Raw genomic sequence first — 15,803 nt, forward strand, 5'->3', positions numbered from 1 at the left:
GCCTCGGAATGAGCTGTGTGGATACGATCAGCCGGTCGAGCCCCTGGCCCCCGATCACGGGGTCGGTGAGGGCTGACGTCCCCCCTGGTGAGCCACCGCGCACGATGTCGTGCGCACCGGCCCGCCTGCTCGTGATTACAAGGGAGTAGTCGTGACCGTCGTCCCCATCCGCCCACCTCGAGGCCGAGCCGGCAGGGCGACGCGCCGCGTCGCCGTCGGCACGGCCCTCACCGCCGTCTCGGCCCTGCTGCTGTCGGGCCTGCCGGCCCTCGGCGCCGTCGCCGCCGCGGTCGACCTCGCCCGCTTCGGCACCGTCACCGCGTCGGCCTCGCAGTCCGACGCCGACGGCACCTTCCCCGCCGACGCCCTGAACGACGGCGACGCCACGACCCGGTGGGCCAGCGGCAACGGCCCCGACGAGGACGTCCCGTTCACCGCCTCGGTGATCGTCGACCTCGGCGGCGTGGCCCGCGTCGACGCGATCGGCCTCGACTGGGAGGCGTCGTACGCGACGCGCTACACGGTCGACGTGACCACGGGCGACCCGGCGCTGGCCGAGAGCTGGACCACCGCCCAGACGGTCGACGCCGGTGACGGGCAGCGCGACGAGGTCGCCCTGTCGGCGCCCACGGACGCCCGCTACGTGCGCGTGAGCATGCTGCAGCGCTCGGCGGCGACCTGGGACGCCTCGCGGCCTCACTGGTACGGCTACTCCGCCTACGGCCTCCAGGTGTACGGCGAGGCGCAGACCCGCTCCGTCAGCTTCGACCGCGCGACCGCGACCGTCGCCGCCGGGCAGACCCTCACCGCCGGCCTCAGCCTGACCGGCACCAGCGACGAGCCCGTCAGCGTGCGGGTCCGCTCCACCGGCGGCACGGCCGTCGCCGGCACCGACTACCGGGCCGTCGACGAGACCGTGACCTTCGCGCCCGGCGAGACCACCGCCTCCGTCGCGCTCGAGACGATCTCGACCGGGGCGCTCAGCCCCCGCCGCACGGTCGAGCTGACCGCCTCCGACGCCAGTGAGCCGACCGTCGTCGGGTCGCGCGGGTCGCTGGCCGTCACGCTCACCCCGACGGGCGAGCTGCCCAACGTCGGCGAGACCCGGGTGCTCGACGACTTCGAGGCCGGCGTGCCCTCGGGCTACTTCGGCTGGGGCGCCAGCGCCGCGGTGACGCCCGTGCTCTCGACTGTCGCCGCCGAGCGCGAGGGGGCCGCCGGCACCCAGGCCCTCAGCGCCGTCGTCGCCGGGCCCACCGCCCCCGACAGCTGGTACGGCTTCTCGCACGACCAGCCCGCCGCCGACTGGAGCGACGCCGACGGCTTCTCGTTCTGGTTCAAGGGCGCGGCCAGCGGCCAGCAGCTGCGGTACGAGCTGAAGAACGGCGGCGTGCTCTTCGAGACGAGCGTCACCGACGACAGCACCGACTGGAAGCGCGTCAGCGTGCTCTTCGCCGACCTGCGCGTCAAGGGCCAGCCGACCAGCGACACCCGCTTCGACCCGTCCGCCTCGACCGGCTTCGCGGTGACGCTGACGCAGCTCGGCGCCGGCACGTACCTGGTCGACGACGTCGCCGTCTTCGACCGCGCCACGATGATCGAGGACTTCGAGGGCGACGTGCCGCTCAGCACGACCGCCGACCCCGTCGGCTTCTTCACCTGGGGCTCGCCGGCACCGACCGAGCCGACCATCAGCCGCGAGGTCACCGTGCAGGAGCGCGGCGGCGACGCCGAGAACCACGTGCTCTCGGGGCAGTTCTCGATCCCCTCCGGGGGCTACGGCGGGCTGAGCCACAACCTGGCCGACGGCCAGGACTGGTCGAGCTACCAGGGCATCCGCTTCTGGTGGTACGCGTCGCAGTCGAACAACCCGGCCTCGCCCACGGCGGGCGCCGACATCAAGCTCGAGATCAAGGACGGCGACCCGGCCGGTGGCGACACCGCCGAGACCAGCGAGCTGTGGGCCACGACCTTCAAGGACAACTGGGGCAGCAGCACCTCGCGCTGGAAGCTCGTCGAGCTGCCCTTCTCGTCGTTCACGCCGTCGGGCTACCAGCCGGGCGACGCCGCGACGACGAACGGCACCCTCGACCTGACGGCCTCGTTCGGCTACTCGTTCACCTTCACGCCGGGCACTCCGGCACCCGTCGGCTGGGCGATCGACGACACGCAGCTCTACGGCACCCCCGCCTCCGCGGCGTCGGTGACCGTCGACTCCACGCAGGACGTCTGGCTCGTCGACGCCGGCCAGCCGGCCGAGGTCGCGCTGACCGTGACGACCGCCGGTGACGAGCCCCTCGCCTCCGACGTGTCCGTCGACTGGGCCACCGCCGACGGCACCGCCGTGGCCGGCACGGACTACGACGCCGCGTCGGGCACCGTGACCTTCCCGGCCGGGAGCGCCTCGGGTGCTCAGCAGACGGTCACCGTGGCGACCCGCGCCTCCGCGGGGGCCGCCGAGGCCAAGGAGCTCCAGGTGACGCTCGCGTCGACCACGGCGAAGGTCGGCGACGGCCCGCGCGTCGTGCTCGCCGCGCACGACCTGCCGTACCTCGACGCCTCGCTGCCCACCGCCGACCGCGTCGCCGACCTGCTGGGCCGGATGACGCTCGAGGAGAAGGTCGGGCAGATGGCCCAGGCCGAGCGCCTCGGCCTCACGTCGACGAGCGACATCAGCGACCGCGCCCTCGGCTCGCTGCTCAGCGGCGGAGGGTCGGTGCCCGAGGGCAACACCGCCGTCGCCTGGGCCGACATGGTCGACGCGTACCAGCGCGAGGCCCTGTCGACCCGTCTGCAGATCCCGATGATCTACGGCGTCGACGCCGTGCACGGCCACAGCAACGTGGTCGGCGCGACGATCTTCCCGCACAACACGGGGCTCGGCGCCACCCGCGACCCGGCCCTCGTGGAGGAGATCGCCCGCGTCACCGCGCAGGAGGTGCGCGCCACGGGCGTGCCGTGGACCTTCGCCCCCTGCCTCTGCGTCTCGCGCGACGAGCGCTGGGGCCGCAGCTACGAGTCGTTCGGCGAGGACCCTGCGCTGGTCCGCACCTTCGCGGCCCCGTCGGTGCTCGGCCTGCAGGGCGACGACCCGACCGACATCGGCGGCGCCGACGAGGTGCTGGCCACGGCCAAGCACTGGGCCGGCGACGGCGGCACCACGTACGACGAGTCGGTTGCCGGCACGGGCGCCTACCCGATCGACCAGGGCGTCACCGAGGCCGGGTCGCTGGAGGAGTTCACCCGCCTGCACGTCGACCCGTACCTGCCGGCGCTCCAGGCCGGCGTCGGCACGATCATGCCGTCGTACTCGGCGGTCGACCTCGGCGACGGCCCCGTGCGCATGCACGAGAACACCGCCCTGAACACCGACCTGCTGAAGGGCGACCTCGGCTTCGAGGGCTTCCTCATCAGCGACTGGGAGGGCATCGACAAGCTGCCCGGCGGCACCTACGCCGAGAAGGCGGTGCGGTCAGTGAACTCGGGCCTCGACATGGCGATGGCGCCCTACAACTACGGGGCCTTCATCGACAGCATCGTCGCGGCCGTCGGCTCCGGCGCCGTGTCGCAGTCGCGGGTCGACGACGCCGTCCGCCGCATCCTCACCCAGAAGTTCGACCTCAACCTGTTCGAGCAGCCCTTCGCGGACCGCACGAACGTCGACGGGGTCGGCTCCGCCGCGAACCGCGCCGTGGCCCGCCAGGCCGCCGGCGAGTCGCAGGTGCTGCTGACGAACGAGGGAGGCGCGCTGCCGCTCTCGAAGACGGGCTCGCTCTACGTCGCCGGCTCCAGCGCCGACGACCTCGGTCGCCAGATGGGCGGCTGGACGATCAGCTGGCAGGGCGGGTCGGGCGACACGACGACGGGCACGAGCATCGCCGAGGGCATCCGCGAGGTCGCCCCCGACGCCGCCGTGACCGTCAGCCCCGACGCCTCCGCCCCGATCGGCGCCGACCAGACCGGCGTCGTCGTGGTGGGCGAGCGCCCGTACGCGGAGGGCCAGGGCGACGTGCCGAACAACGGCTCGAGCCTCTCGCTGACGCCCGCCGACCAGGCGACGGTGGCGAAGGTCTGCGCCGCGACGGCCACCTGCGTGGTGCTCGTCGTGTCGGGCCGGCCGCAGCTGCTCGGCGACGTCGTCGGCCAGGCCGACGCCGTGGTCGCCTCGTCGCTGCCCGGCTCCGAGGGCGCCGGCGTCGCCGACGTGCTCTTCGGCGACCGGCCCTTCGCCGGCCGTCTGCCCGTGACCTGGGCGGCCAGCGCCGACCAGGTGCCGATCAACGTCGGCGACGCCGACTACGAGCCGCTCTTCCCCTACGGCTGGGGCCTCCGCACCGACGGTGCGCGTGACCGGGTGGAGGCGCTGGTCGCCGGCCTGCCCGAGGGCGCGGCCCGCGAGGCGGTCCAGGCCCTGCTCGACGCCGACGTCTGGGGCGACGACGGGAGCGTGACCGACCCGGCCGCGGCCCTGCGCCTCCTCCTGGCCGCGGTGGGCCCGTTCAGCGGCACCGACCTCGGGGCGATGACCACGGCCGACGTGCTCGTGTCGCTCGCCCGTGACCTCGCGCAGGCGGCGATGACCGACGGCACGGCCGCGGCCGGCTCGGACGCCCTCACGGCCGACGCCGAGGCCGCGCTGCAGCGCGGACTGCCCGACGTGGCCCTCCAGGGCTTCGCCGCGGTGCTCGGCATCGACCTCGAGGTCGACGAGCCGACGAAGGCGATCGTGCCCGGCACGCTCGACCCCGCGACCGCCCGCCCGGGCGACTCGGTGTCGATCACGGCCACCGGATTCGTCGCCGGAGAGGCCCTCGCCGGCACGGTGTTCTCCGAGCCGCAGTCGATCGGCAGCGCGACCGCGACGGTCTCGGGCGTCGGCGTCCTGCGCTTCACGGTACCGGCCGACCTCGAGCCGGGGGCGCACGTCGTCGAGCTCGAGGGCGCGGGGCAGATCGCCCGCGCGACGCTGACGGTCCTGGCGGCCGACGGCCCCGGCGACCCGGGCACGCCCGGCACGCCCGGTGCGGGCACGCCCGGGACGCCCGGAGCCGGCACGCCCGGCACCGGGGTGCCCGGTGCCGGAGCCGGCGGCTCCGACGGCCCCGGCCGCGTCTCCGCCGCCCGCGGTCCGCTCGCCTTCACCGGCTCGGACGCCTGGGTCGGCATCGGCGCCGCGGCCCTCATGATGATCGTGATGGGCGCCTGGCTGACGCTCCGTCACCGTCGTCGACAGGGCAACGACTGAGCGGTCGCGCCACGTCGCACTGACGACGGAGGCCCCCGTCCCTTCCCGGGGCGGGGGCCTTCGTCGTGCGGTGCGGCGGGGGTCGCTAAGCGGCGACCGGCTTGCGCTGGCCGACCACGGCGCCGGCGTCGGCGGCCTGCGCGGCCTCGACGGTGACGCTCTCGCCCGAGCGGCGGACGAAGCGCTTGAGGCCGACGAGCACCACGGCCGACACCACGGTGCCGGCGAGGATCGCGACGACCCACATGCCGAGGTTCCCGATCGCGAAGAACACGAAGAGGCCGCCGTGCGGGGCCTGCGACGTGACGCCCGCGGCCATCGAGATGGCTCCGGTCACCGCGCCTCCGACCATCGAGGCCGGGATGACGCGCAGCGGGTCGGCCGCGGCGAACGGGATGGCCCCCTCGGAGATGAAGGAGGCGCCCAGCAGCCACGCGGCCGTGCCGTTCGAGCGCTCGACCTGCGAGAAGCCCTTGCGGTACAGCACCGTCGAGGCGAGGGCCATCGCGAGCGGCGGCACCATGCCCGCGCCCATGACGGCGGCCATGATCATCAGCGGCGCGGGGTTGTCGGTGAGCGAGCCCGCCGACAGGCCGGCGACGGCGAACGAGTAGGCCACCTTGTTGACGGGGCCGCCGAGGTCGACGCACATCATCAGGCCGAGCACGACGCCGAGCACGACCGCGCCCGTGCCGTTGAGGCCGTTGAGGAAGTCGGTGAGCGCGACGGTCAGCGCGGCGATCGGGCCGCCGAGCACGAGCACGAGCAGGCCGCTCGCGAAGATCGACGCGAAGAGCGGGATGATCACGACGGGCATCAGGCCGCGCAGCCAGCGCGGCACGGTGGGCCGGCCGATCCAGTACGCGGCGAAGCCGGCGAGCAGGCCGCCGACGAGGCCGCCGATGAAGCCGGCGCCCATGAAGACGGCGACGGCGCCCGCGACGAAGCCGGGCGCGATGCCCGGGCGGTCGGCGATGGCGTACGCGATGTAGCCGGCGAGGGCCGCGACCAGGAAGCCCATCGACAGGTTGCCGATCTGGAAGGCGGCGGCGCCGAGGAAGTACACCAGGCCCTCGGGCGGCAGGTTCGTCAGCGAGTAGTCCGTCAGCACGGTCGCGGCGTTGCCCGCGATCTCGTAGCCGGAGAGCAGGAAGCCCAGGGCGAGCAGCAGGCCGCCGCCGGCGACGAACGGGATCATGTACGAGACGCCGGTCAGCAGCCAGCGCTTCAGCGACGAGCCGAAGCCCTCCTTCGCGCGGGTCTCCTGCGCCGACGCGTCGTCGGCCGAGCCCGCGACGCGGGGAGCGGCGGGGTCGGTGGCCGCGGCCATCGCCTCCTTCACCATCGCGTCGGGGGCGTCGACGCCGCGCTTGACCGGCCCGCGCACGACGGGCTTCCCGGCGAAGCGCGACTGGTCGCGCACGTCGACGTCGACGGCGAAGATGACGGCGTCGGCCGCGGCGATCACGGCGGGGTCGAGCGGGGTCACCTTCGACGAGCCCTGGGTCTCGATCTGCAGGTCGGCGCCGAGGCGGGCGGCGGCCGCGACCAGGGCGTCCGCGGCCATGTAGGTGTGGGCGATGCCGGTGGGGCACGCCGTGACGCCGACCAGCTGGGGGCGACGGGCGCCGTCGGCCGGGGAGGTGCCGGAGGCGCTGGTCGCGCCCGCGGGAGCGGTGCCGGTGGTGCCCCGCGCCTCCGCGACGTCGCCGCTGACCTCCTGGTCGACGAGGGCCACCACGTCGGCGGGGGTGCGGGCGGCCCGGAGCGCCGCGGTGAAGTCGTCGCGGATCAGCGCGCGGGCGAGCGTGGAGAGGACCGTCATGTGGTCGCTGTCGGCGCCCTCGGGCACCGCGATCATGAAGACGATGTCGGCGTCGCCGTCGGGGGCGCCGAAGGGCACCGTGCGCGCGAGGCGCGAGAAGGCGAGCGTCGGCTCGGTGACCGAGGTCGACCGGGCGTGGGGGATGGCGATGCCGCCGGGCACGCCGGTGCCGATCGAGGCCTCGCGGGCGATCGCGTCGTCGGCGAGCGAGTCGGCGGAGCCGGCGCGGCCGGCGGCGGCCACGCGGCCGGCGAGCACCCGGATCACGTCGGACGACGTGGCTCCCAGGTCTTCGTCGAGGCCGACGAGGTCGGTGCTGATGAGTGCGGACATGGTGGGGTGCTCCTTGGGGTCGGGCGTCGTTGCTCAGCGGTGGCCGACGGCCACGGGGGCCATCGGGACGACGTCGATGTCGTCGGGGGAGGTCTGGTCGAGGGAGGGGACGATGCTGCCGGGGAGGGCCGCGGCGGCCGCGCCCGAGGCGACGGCCTGCGCGAGGCGGCCGGCCGGGTCGGCGCCGGCCTGCTCGGCGAGCAGCCAGCCCGAGAGGGAGGAGTCGCCAGCGCCGACCGTGCTCTGCGGCACGATGCGCGGGGCGGCGGCGAACCACGCGCCGGAGTCGTCGACGAGCACGGCGCCCACGCTGCCGAGGGTCAGCAGCACCGCGCCGACGCCGAGCTCGCGGAGGCGCTGGGCGCCCGCCACGGCGGCGTCGAGGTCGCGCTCGTAGGTGTCGGCGTCTCCGCCGACGACCTCGGCGAGCTCCTCCGCGTTCGGCTTGACCAGGTCGACCCGGACGCCGGAGGCGACGAGCGCGGCGAAGGGGGCGCCCGACGAGTCGACGGCGATGCGCGGCGCAGCGTCGCCGTGGGCGGCGCGGACGGCGCCGACGACGTCGGCGAGCCAGGTCACCGGCAGCCCCGGGGGCAGCGACCCCGCGAGCACGAGCCACGACGCCAGGGGGGCGTGCTCGACGACGAGGCCGGTCAGCGCCTCCACGTGGGCTCCGAGGTCGGGGCCGACCTCGTTGATCTTGGTCGTCGTGCCGCCGGGCTCGGTGACGGTGACGTTCGCCCGCAGGCGCTGCTCGATCGGCAGGTTGACGGTGGGCACGCCGCGCTGGCGGAGGGCCGTGAGCACGGGGTCGTCGAGCAGCCCGGGCAGCAGCGCGACGGTCTCGGCGCCCGAGGCCGCGAGGGCCCGCGAGACGTTGACGCCCTTGCCGCCGGGCTCGTCGGTCGTGCGGGCGGCGCGCTGCACCTCGCCACGGCGGAGCTCGTCGGTGAGCTCGATCGTGCGGTCGAGGGAGGGGTTCGGGGTGACGGTGAGGATCATCCGCCGGGCGGGGGCGCCCTCGGCGGGGCCGGTGCCGGTGCCGGTGCCGGTGCCGCTGCCCGCGGGGCTGTGGGCGGTCGGTGCTGTGCTCATCGTCGGACCTCGTCGTCGTCGGGAGCCCGTTCGACTCCGTTCCGGACGATGAAACCACATGATCGGGCAGAGAACAACAAGAACGGGCATCCGATTCGGCCCACATGCCTCGGGATGTGTGACAGACCCGACGTCATCCACCGGTTCCTCTCGAATTTGAGAGTGATCCGTGCCTGTGAGCGTGGTTCTTCTCATATTCGCGAGTGATCTGCTCGGCGGGCTCCGTGCCTCCCCGGCGTCTGGTCGCCGTCGAGCGAAAAGCTCGCGTTCTGCGGCGGGTTGCGGGCTGGGAGTCACGCGATGACGCCGACGGGCCGCGGCCGACGACGGTGAGGTCGACGGCCGCGGCCCGGGGGACGCGCGGTGCGGGTGCCGGAGGCGCGCCGCGGTCAGGCGCGACGGCGGCTGACGAGCACACCTCCCGCTCCGGCGAGGAGCAGCAGCGCCGCGAGGGCCGCGCCGAGGCGAGCGTCGGCGCCGCCCGTGTAGGCGAGCGCGCCCGCACGGGTCGGGGCGCCGGCGACGCGGGTCGGCGTCGTGCCGGCCGGGACGGCACCCGTGCCCGTGCCCGTGCCGGTGCCGGTGCCGGTGCCGGCGCCGGCGCCGGGCGCGCCGGCTCCCGTCCCCGGCACGACCGGCGTCGTCGGGTCGGTCGGCGCCGTCGGCGCCTCGCACGGCAGCGTCCCGGCGCGGAGCGAGAACCCGTCCGTGTCGGCGTCGTCGGCGTAGAACGTCTGGCGCGCCCCGTCGGTGCACGTCGCGGCGTCGGCGACGGCGAAGCCCTCGTTGGCGAGCCCGCGGTCGGCGTTCAGCGGGGCCTCGTAGACGACCTGCTCGGCGAAGGCGCCCGAGGCGTCGACGTCGAAGAGGGCGGTGCGGCCCGAGCAGGCTTCGTCGCAGACGACCCACAGGGCGTCGAGGTCGGCGTCGAACTGCACGTCGGCGACGAGGTCGAACGAGGTGGCGACGGTCGCGACGCGCTCGGCCGAGCCGTCGGTCGCGAGGGCGTAGGCGTAGACGCTCGCGGTGCCCTCGACGCCGACGAAGAACAGGCCCTCGCCGTGGCCGGGGCGGGCGGCGGGGTCGTAGGCGGCGCCGGTCGACTCGTCGACGAAGCCGCGCTCCGTCAGCCACGAGTCGGGCACCCAGGTGACGCCCTCGAGCCCGGCGTTCGCGCCGAGGCCGGGGAAGTCCGCGGCGAGGTTCCACTCCTGCGTCGCGACGAGCGTCGTCGCGCTGCCGGCGGCGGCCACGTCGTAGCGCAGCACCGAGGGGCGGCTGACGCTCGAGGCGGCGTTGTTCCGCTCGGACGAGACGTACACGCCGCCGTCGCTCGAGTCGCCGGTCACGGTGACGCCCTCGGCGTCGACGCGGCCGGTGCCGTCGGGGTAGCGCAGGGCCTTGCCCGCGGACCAGCCGGAGTCGGTGGCCGGGGCCCAGCCCCCCGCGCCGTCCGAGACGATGCGGTAGAGCAGGCCGTCGCCGTTCTGCACGGCCCAGAGGGTGCCGTCGGCCGAGGTGCCGGAGGGCTCGTAGTCGAGGCCGCTGAGGTCGCCGGTGAAGGTCGCCTCGTCGTCGAGCGGCAGCTCGTCCGGGCCGCCCGGCCACGGCTGCGTGAGGACGGTGCCCGCGGCGATGTTCGCCGAGCCCTTGGTGGCCTCGAGCGTGCCCGTGAAGTCGCCGGTGCCGTCGGGGCTGCGGCCCCAGGTCACCGCGGCGTGCTGCGTCCAGGCGTACGAGTCGACGGGGGTGACGCCGTCGCGGGCGAACAGGCGGACGCTGTCCGCGCCTCCCAGTCCGAAGTCGAACCCGGCGGGCGTCATCGCCGTCAGCTCGTCGAGCACGAGGAAGCCCCCGGGCTGGACGACGGAGCCCGTCGGCAGCACGTACCGGTGCGTGTCGTCGCTGTCACGGAGCACGAAGCCGCTGACGTCGACGGGGGTCGCGCCGACGGTGGTCAGCTCGACCCAGTCGCCGGGCGTGCCGCCGCTCGACTCGACCTCGTTGAGGCGCACGGGGGAGGAGCAGTCGTTCGCCGCGCCCTTCGTGCTCGTCGTCGTGGTGGCGAACTCGCCGGTGCCGTCGGGGCAGCGGCCGTAGCTGACGAGGCTGTGCTCGGTCCAGCTGTAGGTGAGCGCCAGGGCGCCGGAGGCGTCGTAGACGCGGGCGGAGTCGGCGCCGCCGAGGCCGAAGTCGAAGCCGGGGCGGACGCCCTGGGCCTGGTCGATGACGAAGAAGCCGCCGGGGGCGACGGTCGAGCCCGCGGGCAGCACGTACTTCGCGTGCGAGTCGTCGCCGTCGAGGAAGGACCAGCCGGAGACGTCGACGGCGGTGCTGCCGACGTTGGTCAGCTCGACCCAGTCGGTGTCGTCGCCGTTCGACTCGACCTCGTTGATGCGCAGCGTCGTCGCGATCGGCGCGGGCGCCGGGGCGGGCGTCGGAGCCGGGGTGGGCGCGGGGGTCGGAGCCGGCGTCGTGCCGGGGTCGGCCGGCGTCGGCGTCGTCGCCGCGGCGTTGGCGGCGCCCTTGCTCGAGGCGGGCGTGACGCCGAAGGCGCCCGTGCGGTCGGGCAGGCGCCCGTACGTCGTGGCGGCGGCGGCCGTCCAGCTGTACGAGTCGAGGAGCGTCGTGCCGTCGGCGTCGAACAGGCGCACCGAGTCGGCCTTGCCGAGGCCGAAGCTGAGACCGAGGGCCGGGTCGGTCGACTCGTCGACGACGAGGAACCCGAGGGCCGGGATGGTCGTGCCCGCCGGCAGGGTGAAGGCGTGGGTGTCGTCGTTGTCCTTCAGCACGAGGCCGGAGACGTCGACCGGGGCCGAGGTGGTGTTGGCGAGCTCGATCCAGTCGCCGGGCGTGCCGCCGTCCGACTCGATCTCGTTGACGACGACCGTGCCGGGGAGCGTCGGGGCTCCCGTGGCGGCCGAGGCGGGGGCGGCGGTGCCGACGAGCCCGACGGCGGCGACGCAGCCGACGAGGGTCGTCGCGCCGAGGCGCCGGAGGAGGGGGTGCATGCGTGATCCGTTCGTGGGGTGACGTGGTCACTCGAACTCTCGTGCCCCGCGACGTGCAGCCGGTGAACCCCCGGTGAACGACAGGTGGTGCGCATCACCGCGTCGACCGGGAGCGCTGCCTCCCGTCGGGCCGGAGGCCTGCCCGGAGGGGGCTCAGGCCTCCTCGTCGTCCTCGTCCTCGTCGCCCTCCGCGTTGCCCGCGGCCTCGACCCAGTCGGTCGCCTCGTCGGAGAGGTAGAACTCGTCGTCGGTGCCCTCGCCGACCCAGGTGTCGTCGTCGCCCGGCTCACCCGTGACGGCGGTGATCTGCTCGAGGATCTCCGGCGGAACGGCATCGCCGGCGTTGTCGATCAGCCACTGCCGGGTGCTCGGGATCAGGTCGGGCCACCACTCGTCGATTCGCATGCGCCGAGCCTGGCACGCCGCGGCGGGCCGTGCCAGCCCTGAGGGGCGTGGTCGGAGCGGGCGTGGTCGGAGCGGGCGTGGCCCGGAAGGGTGCGACAGGGCCGGCCCGGCGCTAGTGTCCCGGCATGACCTGGCCCGTCGTCCACCTCTCCCGCTCGTTCGACCACGACGTCGCCGCGGTGTCCCGCATCGCCGGGGACCCTGCGAACCTGCCCGCGTGGGCGGCGGGCCTCAGCGCGGGCGTCCGCCAGGAGGGCGGACGGTGGTTCGCGGACTCCCCGATGGGCGTCGTCGAGGTGGCCTTCACCGGGCCGGTGGAGCTGGGGGTCCTCGACCACGACGTGACCCTGCCCGACGGGACGACCGTACGGAACCCGTTCCGGGTCGTGGCCAACGACCAGGGCAGCGAGGCCGTGTTCACCCTCTTCCGGCGTGACGGCGTCTCCGAGGCGGCGTTCGAGGCCGACGCCGCTGCCGTACGGAGCGACCTCGACCGGCTCGCGGCGCTGCTCGACGAGCGGCTCCCTCGCACCCGCCGGGGGCCTCAGCCGACCGCGCCCGTCAGCGGGTCGACAGCCAGTCCCTGACCGTGGCCGCGACGACGTCGAGATGCGACTCGAGCAGGAAGTGCCCTCCGTCGACGAGCTCGACCCGGGCCTCGGGAGAGTCCTGCCGGAAGGCCGCGGCGCCCTCGGCGGCGAAGATCTCGTCGTGGCGTCCCCAGATGGCCAGGACGGGGACGCGGGAGTCGCGGAGCCAGTCGTGGACGGCCGGGTAGAGATCCCTGTTGGTGGCGTAGTCGCGGAAGAGCGCCAGCTGCACGTCGTCCTGGCCGGGGCGCGCGAGGAGCGCGAGGTCGTGCTCCCAGGCGTCCGGGTCGACGGTCGAGGGGTCGGGGACGCCGTGGGTGTACTGCCACTCGACGGCGTCACGGCCGAGCGCCGGGCGGAGGGCGTCGCGGGTCTCGGCTGTCCGCTCCGCCGCGTCGGCCCAGATCGGGTCCCAGAAGCTCGGCACGAAGCCCTCCTCGTAGGCGTTGCCGTTCTGTGAGATGACGCCCGTCACGGCCTCGGGGTGGTCCAGGGCCAGCCGCCAGCCGACGGGTGCGCCGTAGTCCTGGACGTAGATCGCGTACTCGTCGACCCCGACGGCGGCGAGGAACCGACCCGTCACCTCGGCGAGGGCGGCGAAGGTGTAGTCGAAGTCGTCGACGGACGGCGCCGACGATCGCCCGAAGCCGACGTGGTCCGGTGCGATGACGCGGTACCGGTCGGCCAGGGCGGGGATGAGGTGCCGGAACATGTGGGAGCTGGTGGGGTACCCGTGCAGGAGCAGGACGGCGGGTGCGTCGGCGGCGCCCGCTTCCCGGTAGAACACGTCGAGGCCGTCGACGGAGACGGTGCGGTGGTGGACGGTGGTCACGACTAACCCCTAACGGCTTGATTACTGGTTAGTCAGGACGCTAGCATGATCCTGTCGGCGTGGCCGCGGAGGAGATCGGAGAGACGTGCTCGAGAACGAAGACCTTCTCCTGGCGCTGCTCAACAGCGCACCGGCGATCGACGGCGTGCCGACGGACGCCCTCGAGGGGGCGGAGGGCCGGGCCCTCGCTCTCCGGTGGGGCGGGACGGGCACCGACCGGGAGTCTGCTCAGCTCGCCGACGTCCGTCGGCTCCTCCAGGCCGTCGTCCGCGGGGGAGGCGCGGGTCCCGTCGACGAGCTCGCCGCGGTGCTCGAGGGCGCGGTCCAGGTGCCCCGCGTGACTCCGGCGGGCGTGCGCTGGGAACTCCGCGCCCCTGACGACGAGAAGCTCGCCGTCCGTGCCGTGCTGGCCTGGTCGGGCGTCGCGGAGGAGCTGCCCGGGCGACTGCGCGCGTGCGCCAACGACGAGTGCAACCTCTTCCTCGTCGACCACAGCCGCCCCGGCACGGCGAAGTGGTGCTCGATGGCCGTCTGCGGCAACCGCATGAAGGCCCGCGCGCACGCGAGCCGCGCCGCGCGCTGACCGCCTCGACGCAGACGTCCCGTACGGCCCGGCTGCTGACCCGGTCAGGCACGTCTCCGCCGCGGCCGTCGGCTACCGCACCCCGCTGCGCACGAAGCCCTGGACGAAGAAGCGCTGGAACGCCAGGAACAGCACCACCATCGGGAGCACCGAGATCACGGCCAGCGCCATGATGCCGTTGTAGTCGGGCGTCGTCTGCCCCTTGAGGTAGAGCAGACCGACGGGCAGCGTGTAGAGGTCGGGGTCCTTCAGGGCGATCAGCGGCCAAGCGAAGTCGTTCCAGCTGCCGAGCAGCGTGAGCAGCACGAGCACCGCGACGAGCGGGCCGCTGAGCGGCAGGACGATCGCGGTGAAGACCCGCACCGGGCCCGCGCCGTCGAGGCGGGCGGCCTCGATGAGCTCCTGCGGGATGCCGAGCATGAACTGCCGCGCGAGGAACACCCCGAACGCGGTGGCTGCCGAGGGCAGGATGACGGCCCAGTAGGTGCCGTAGATCTCGAGCCCGTTCACGAGGCGGAACTGCGCGACCATGGTCGCCTGCACCGGGATCATCAGCGTCGCGAGGAAGACGAGGAAGACCGCCGTGCGCCCCGCGAAGCGCAGCTGCGCGAACGCGTACCCGGCCAGCAGGTTGACGACGACCGTCAGCACGGTGACGAAGACGCCGATGACGACGGAGTTGCCGAACCACTCGGCCACGGGGTACCGGTCGAGCACCCGGCCGAAGTTCTCGAGGGTGAGGGCGCTGGGGAGGAGGCGCAGGCCGCGCCCGAACACCTCGCCCCGCGGCGAGAAGGCCACGACGAGCATCCACAGCAGCGGGAACGCCACCACGACGGAGGCGACGACGGCGACGACGGTGCGGACGACGACGAAGCCGCCGCGCCGGGGAGGACGTCGACGTGGGGCGCGGGCCCCCGCGGCACGGTCGGCGCCGAGGGCGGTGCTGCGGGGCGCGCCGGCCGCAGGCGGGTCGGCGACGGTCTGGGGGATGGTCACAGGCTGGTCCTCGTCATTCGGTGAGGTCGCGGGTGCGGTTCGTGCGCCACTGCACGACGGTGAAGGCCAGCGTCACGACGAGGATCACGACGCCGAGGGCGGCACCGTAGCCCTGCTCGCGGATCTGGAAACCGTTGCGGTAGGCGTAGGTGCCGAGCACCGAGGTGGAGTAGCCGGGGCCGCCGCCGGTGAGGACGAAGACGAGGTCGAACACCTGGAACGACGCGATGACGTTGAGCACCAGCAGGAAGAAGGTCGAGGGCCCGACGAGGGGCACCGTGATCGACCGGAACCGCTGCCAGGCGCCCGCGCCGTCGAGCTCGGCGGCCTCGTACAGCTCGGGGGAGACCGACTGCAGCCCGGCCAGGTAGATGATCATGTTGAGGCCGACGCGCAGCCAGATCATGGTGAGGATCACCGACACCATGGCCAGGGCGCCGTCCGACTGCCACGGCACCGCGCCGAGCCCGATCGCCCGGAGCACCTGGTTGACCAGGCCGTTGGCCTCGGTGAAGAGGATGACGGCGATCATCGCGCTGGCCACCCCCGAGATGACCATCGGGAGCACGAGCATCGTCCGCCAGGCACGGCGACCGGGCAGCACCCCGTCGAGCAGCACGGCGAGGCCGAGGCCGAGGGCCATCTCGACGGGCACGGTGACGACGGTGAAGAGGACGGTGTTGCCGAGGGTCTGCCAAAAGACCGGGTCGGCGGCCATGCGCGCGTAGTTCGCGCCGCCGACCCACTCGGGGTCGCCGAAGCCGCGGGTCTCCTGGAACGACAGCTGCACGGCCCCGAGGATGGGCACGAACAGGAAGACCGACAGCAGGACGAGGTTCGGTCCGATGAAGGCCCAGCCGACGAGGCCCTCCCGGAGGCGCGCGG

10 protein-coding genes are annotated in these 15,803 nt (G+C 74.2%); 3 read left to right on the forward strand and 7 right to left on the reverse strand.

Annotated features, from left to right (window positions below; genetic code table 11):
* Window positions 1–151: 151 nt before the first annotated feature.
* Entirely contained in the window at window positions 152–5,245 is a 5,094-nt protein-coding gene (locus ASF82_RS01505; RefSeq protein WP_056052482.1) for a glycoside hydrolase family 3 N-terminal domain-containing protein, read from the forward strand.
* 85 nt (window positions 5,246–5,330) lie between these two features.
* Here ASF82_RS01505 and ASF82_RS01510 read toward each other — a convergent pair whose 3' ends face one another.
* The 4 genes from ASF82_RS01510 to ASF82_RS01525 form a co-directional block, all read right to left on the reverse strand.
* A complete protein-coding gene (locus ASF82_RS01510; protein ID WP_056052485.1) occupies window positions 5,331–7,403 on the reverse strand; it encodes a fructose-specific PTS transporter subunit EIIC in 2,073 nt (690 codons plus the stop codon).
* Window positions 7,404–7,436: 33 nt separating this feature from the next.
* Complete coding sequence (locus ASF82_RS01515; protein ID WP_056055557.1) at window positions 7,437–8,405, reverse strand: 1-phosphofructokinase family hexose kinase; 969 nt, start codon at window positions 8,403–8,405, stop codon at window positions 7,437–7,439.
* 482 nt (window positions 8,406–8,887) lie between these two features.
* On the reverse strand, window positions 8,888–11,509 hold the full coding sequence (locus ASF82_RS15430) for a lamin tail domain-containing protein (protein ID WP_056052488.1): 2,622 nt from the start codon (window positions 11,507–11,509) through the stop codon (window positions 8,888–8,890).
* Window positions 11,510–11,662: 153 nt separating this feature from the next.
* Complete coding sequence (locus tag ASF82_RS01525) at window positions 11,663–11,914, reverse strand: hypothetical protein (protein WP_056052492.1); 252 nt, start codon at window positions 11,912–11,914, stop codon at window positions 11,663–11,665.
* Window positions 11,915–12,039: 125 nt separating this feature from the next.
* On the opposite strand from ASF82_RS01525, the gene ASF82_RS01530 reads away from it, so the two are divergent.
* On the forward strand, window positions 12,040–12,501 hold the full coding sequence (locus tag ASF82_RS01530) for an SRPBCC family protein (protein WP_235491132.1): 462 nt from the start codon (window positions 12,040–12,042) through the stop codon (window positions 12,499–12,501).
* On the opposite strand, the gene ASF82_RS01535 is transcribed toward ASF82_RS01530, so the two are convergent.
* Window positions 12,476–13,336, reverse strand: coding sequence for an alpha/beta fold hydrolase (locus ASF82_RS01535; protein WP_056052495.1), 861 nt, complete (start codon window positions 13,334–13,336; stop codon window positions 12,476–12,478). The two genes, ASF82_RS01530 and ASF82_RS01535, sit on opposite strands and share 26 nt — an antisense overlap.
* Window positions 13,337–13,421: 85 nt before the next feature.
* Here ASF82_RS01535 and ASF82_RS01540 point away from each other — a divergent pair, with 85 nt between their 5' ends.
* Window positions 13,422–13,919 carry a CGNR zinc finger domain-containing protein gene (locus tag ASF82_RS01540; RefSeq protein WP_056052498.1) on the forward strand — a complete coding sequence of 166 codons (498 nt, stop codon included), beginning with the start codon at window positions 13,422–13,424 and terminating at the stop codon, window positions 13,917–13,919.
* A gap of 72 nt (window positions 13,920–13,991) precedes the next feature.
* Here the strand turns inward: ASF82_RS01540 and ASF82_RS01545 are convergent, their stop codons facing one another.
* Together ASF82_RS01545 and ASF82_RS15715 are read right to left on the reverse strand one after the other, a co-directional pair.
* Window positions 13,992–14,918 carry a carbohydrate ABC transporter permease gene (locus ASF82_RS01545; RefSeq protein ID WP_235491133.1) on the reverse strand — a complete coding sequence of 309 codons (927 nt, stop codon included), beginning with the start codon at window positions 14,916–14,918 and terminating at the stop codon, window positions 13,992–13,994.
* 13 nt (window positions 14,919–14,931) lie between these two features.
* Window positions 14,932–15,803 (reverse strand): carbohydrate ABC transporter permease (locus ASF82_RS15715; protein ID WP_162240263.1); only part of this gene is annotated, 872 nt, incomplete at its 5' end.

The sequence above is a fragment of the Frigoribacterium sp. Leaf164 genome, assembly GCF_001423665.1.
Taxonomy (GTDB): Bacteria; Actinomycetota; Actinomycetes; order Actinomycetales; family Microbacteriaceae; genus Frigoribacterium; species Frigoribacterium endophyticum.

Coding starts and splice junctions, on each gene's coding strand:
- ASF82_RS01525 (WP_056052492.1), bottom strand. CDS start 11,914: ATGCGAATCGACGAGTGGTGGCCCGACCTGATCCCGAGCACCCGGCAG.
- ASF82_RS15430 (WP_056052488.1), bottom strand. CDS start 11,509: ATGCACCCCCTCCTCCGGCGCCTCGGCGCGACGACCCTCGTCGGCTGC.
- ASF82_RS01510 (WP_056052485.1), bottom strand. CDS start 7,403: ATGTCCGCACTCATCAGCACCGACCTCGTCGGCCTCGACGAAGACCTG.
- ASF82_RS01530 (WP_235491132.1), top strand. CDS start 12,040: ATGACCTGGCCCGTCGTCCACCTCTCCCGCTCGTTCGACCACGACGTC.
- ASF82_RS01515 (WP_056055557.1), bottom strand. CDS start 8,405: ATGATCCTCACCGTCACCCCGAACCCCTCCCTCGACCGCACGATCGAG.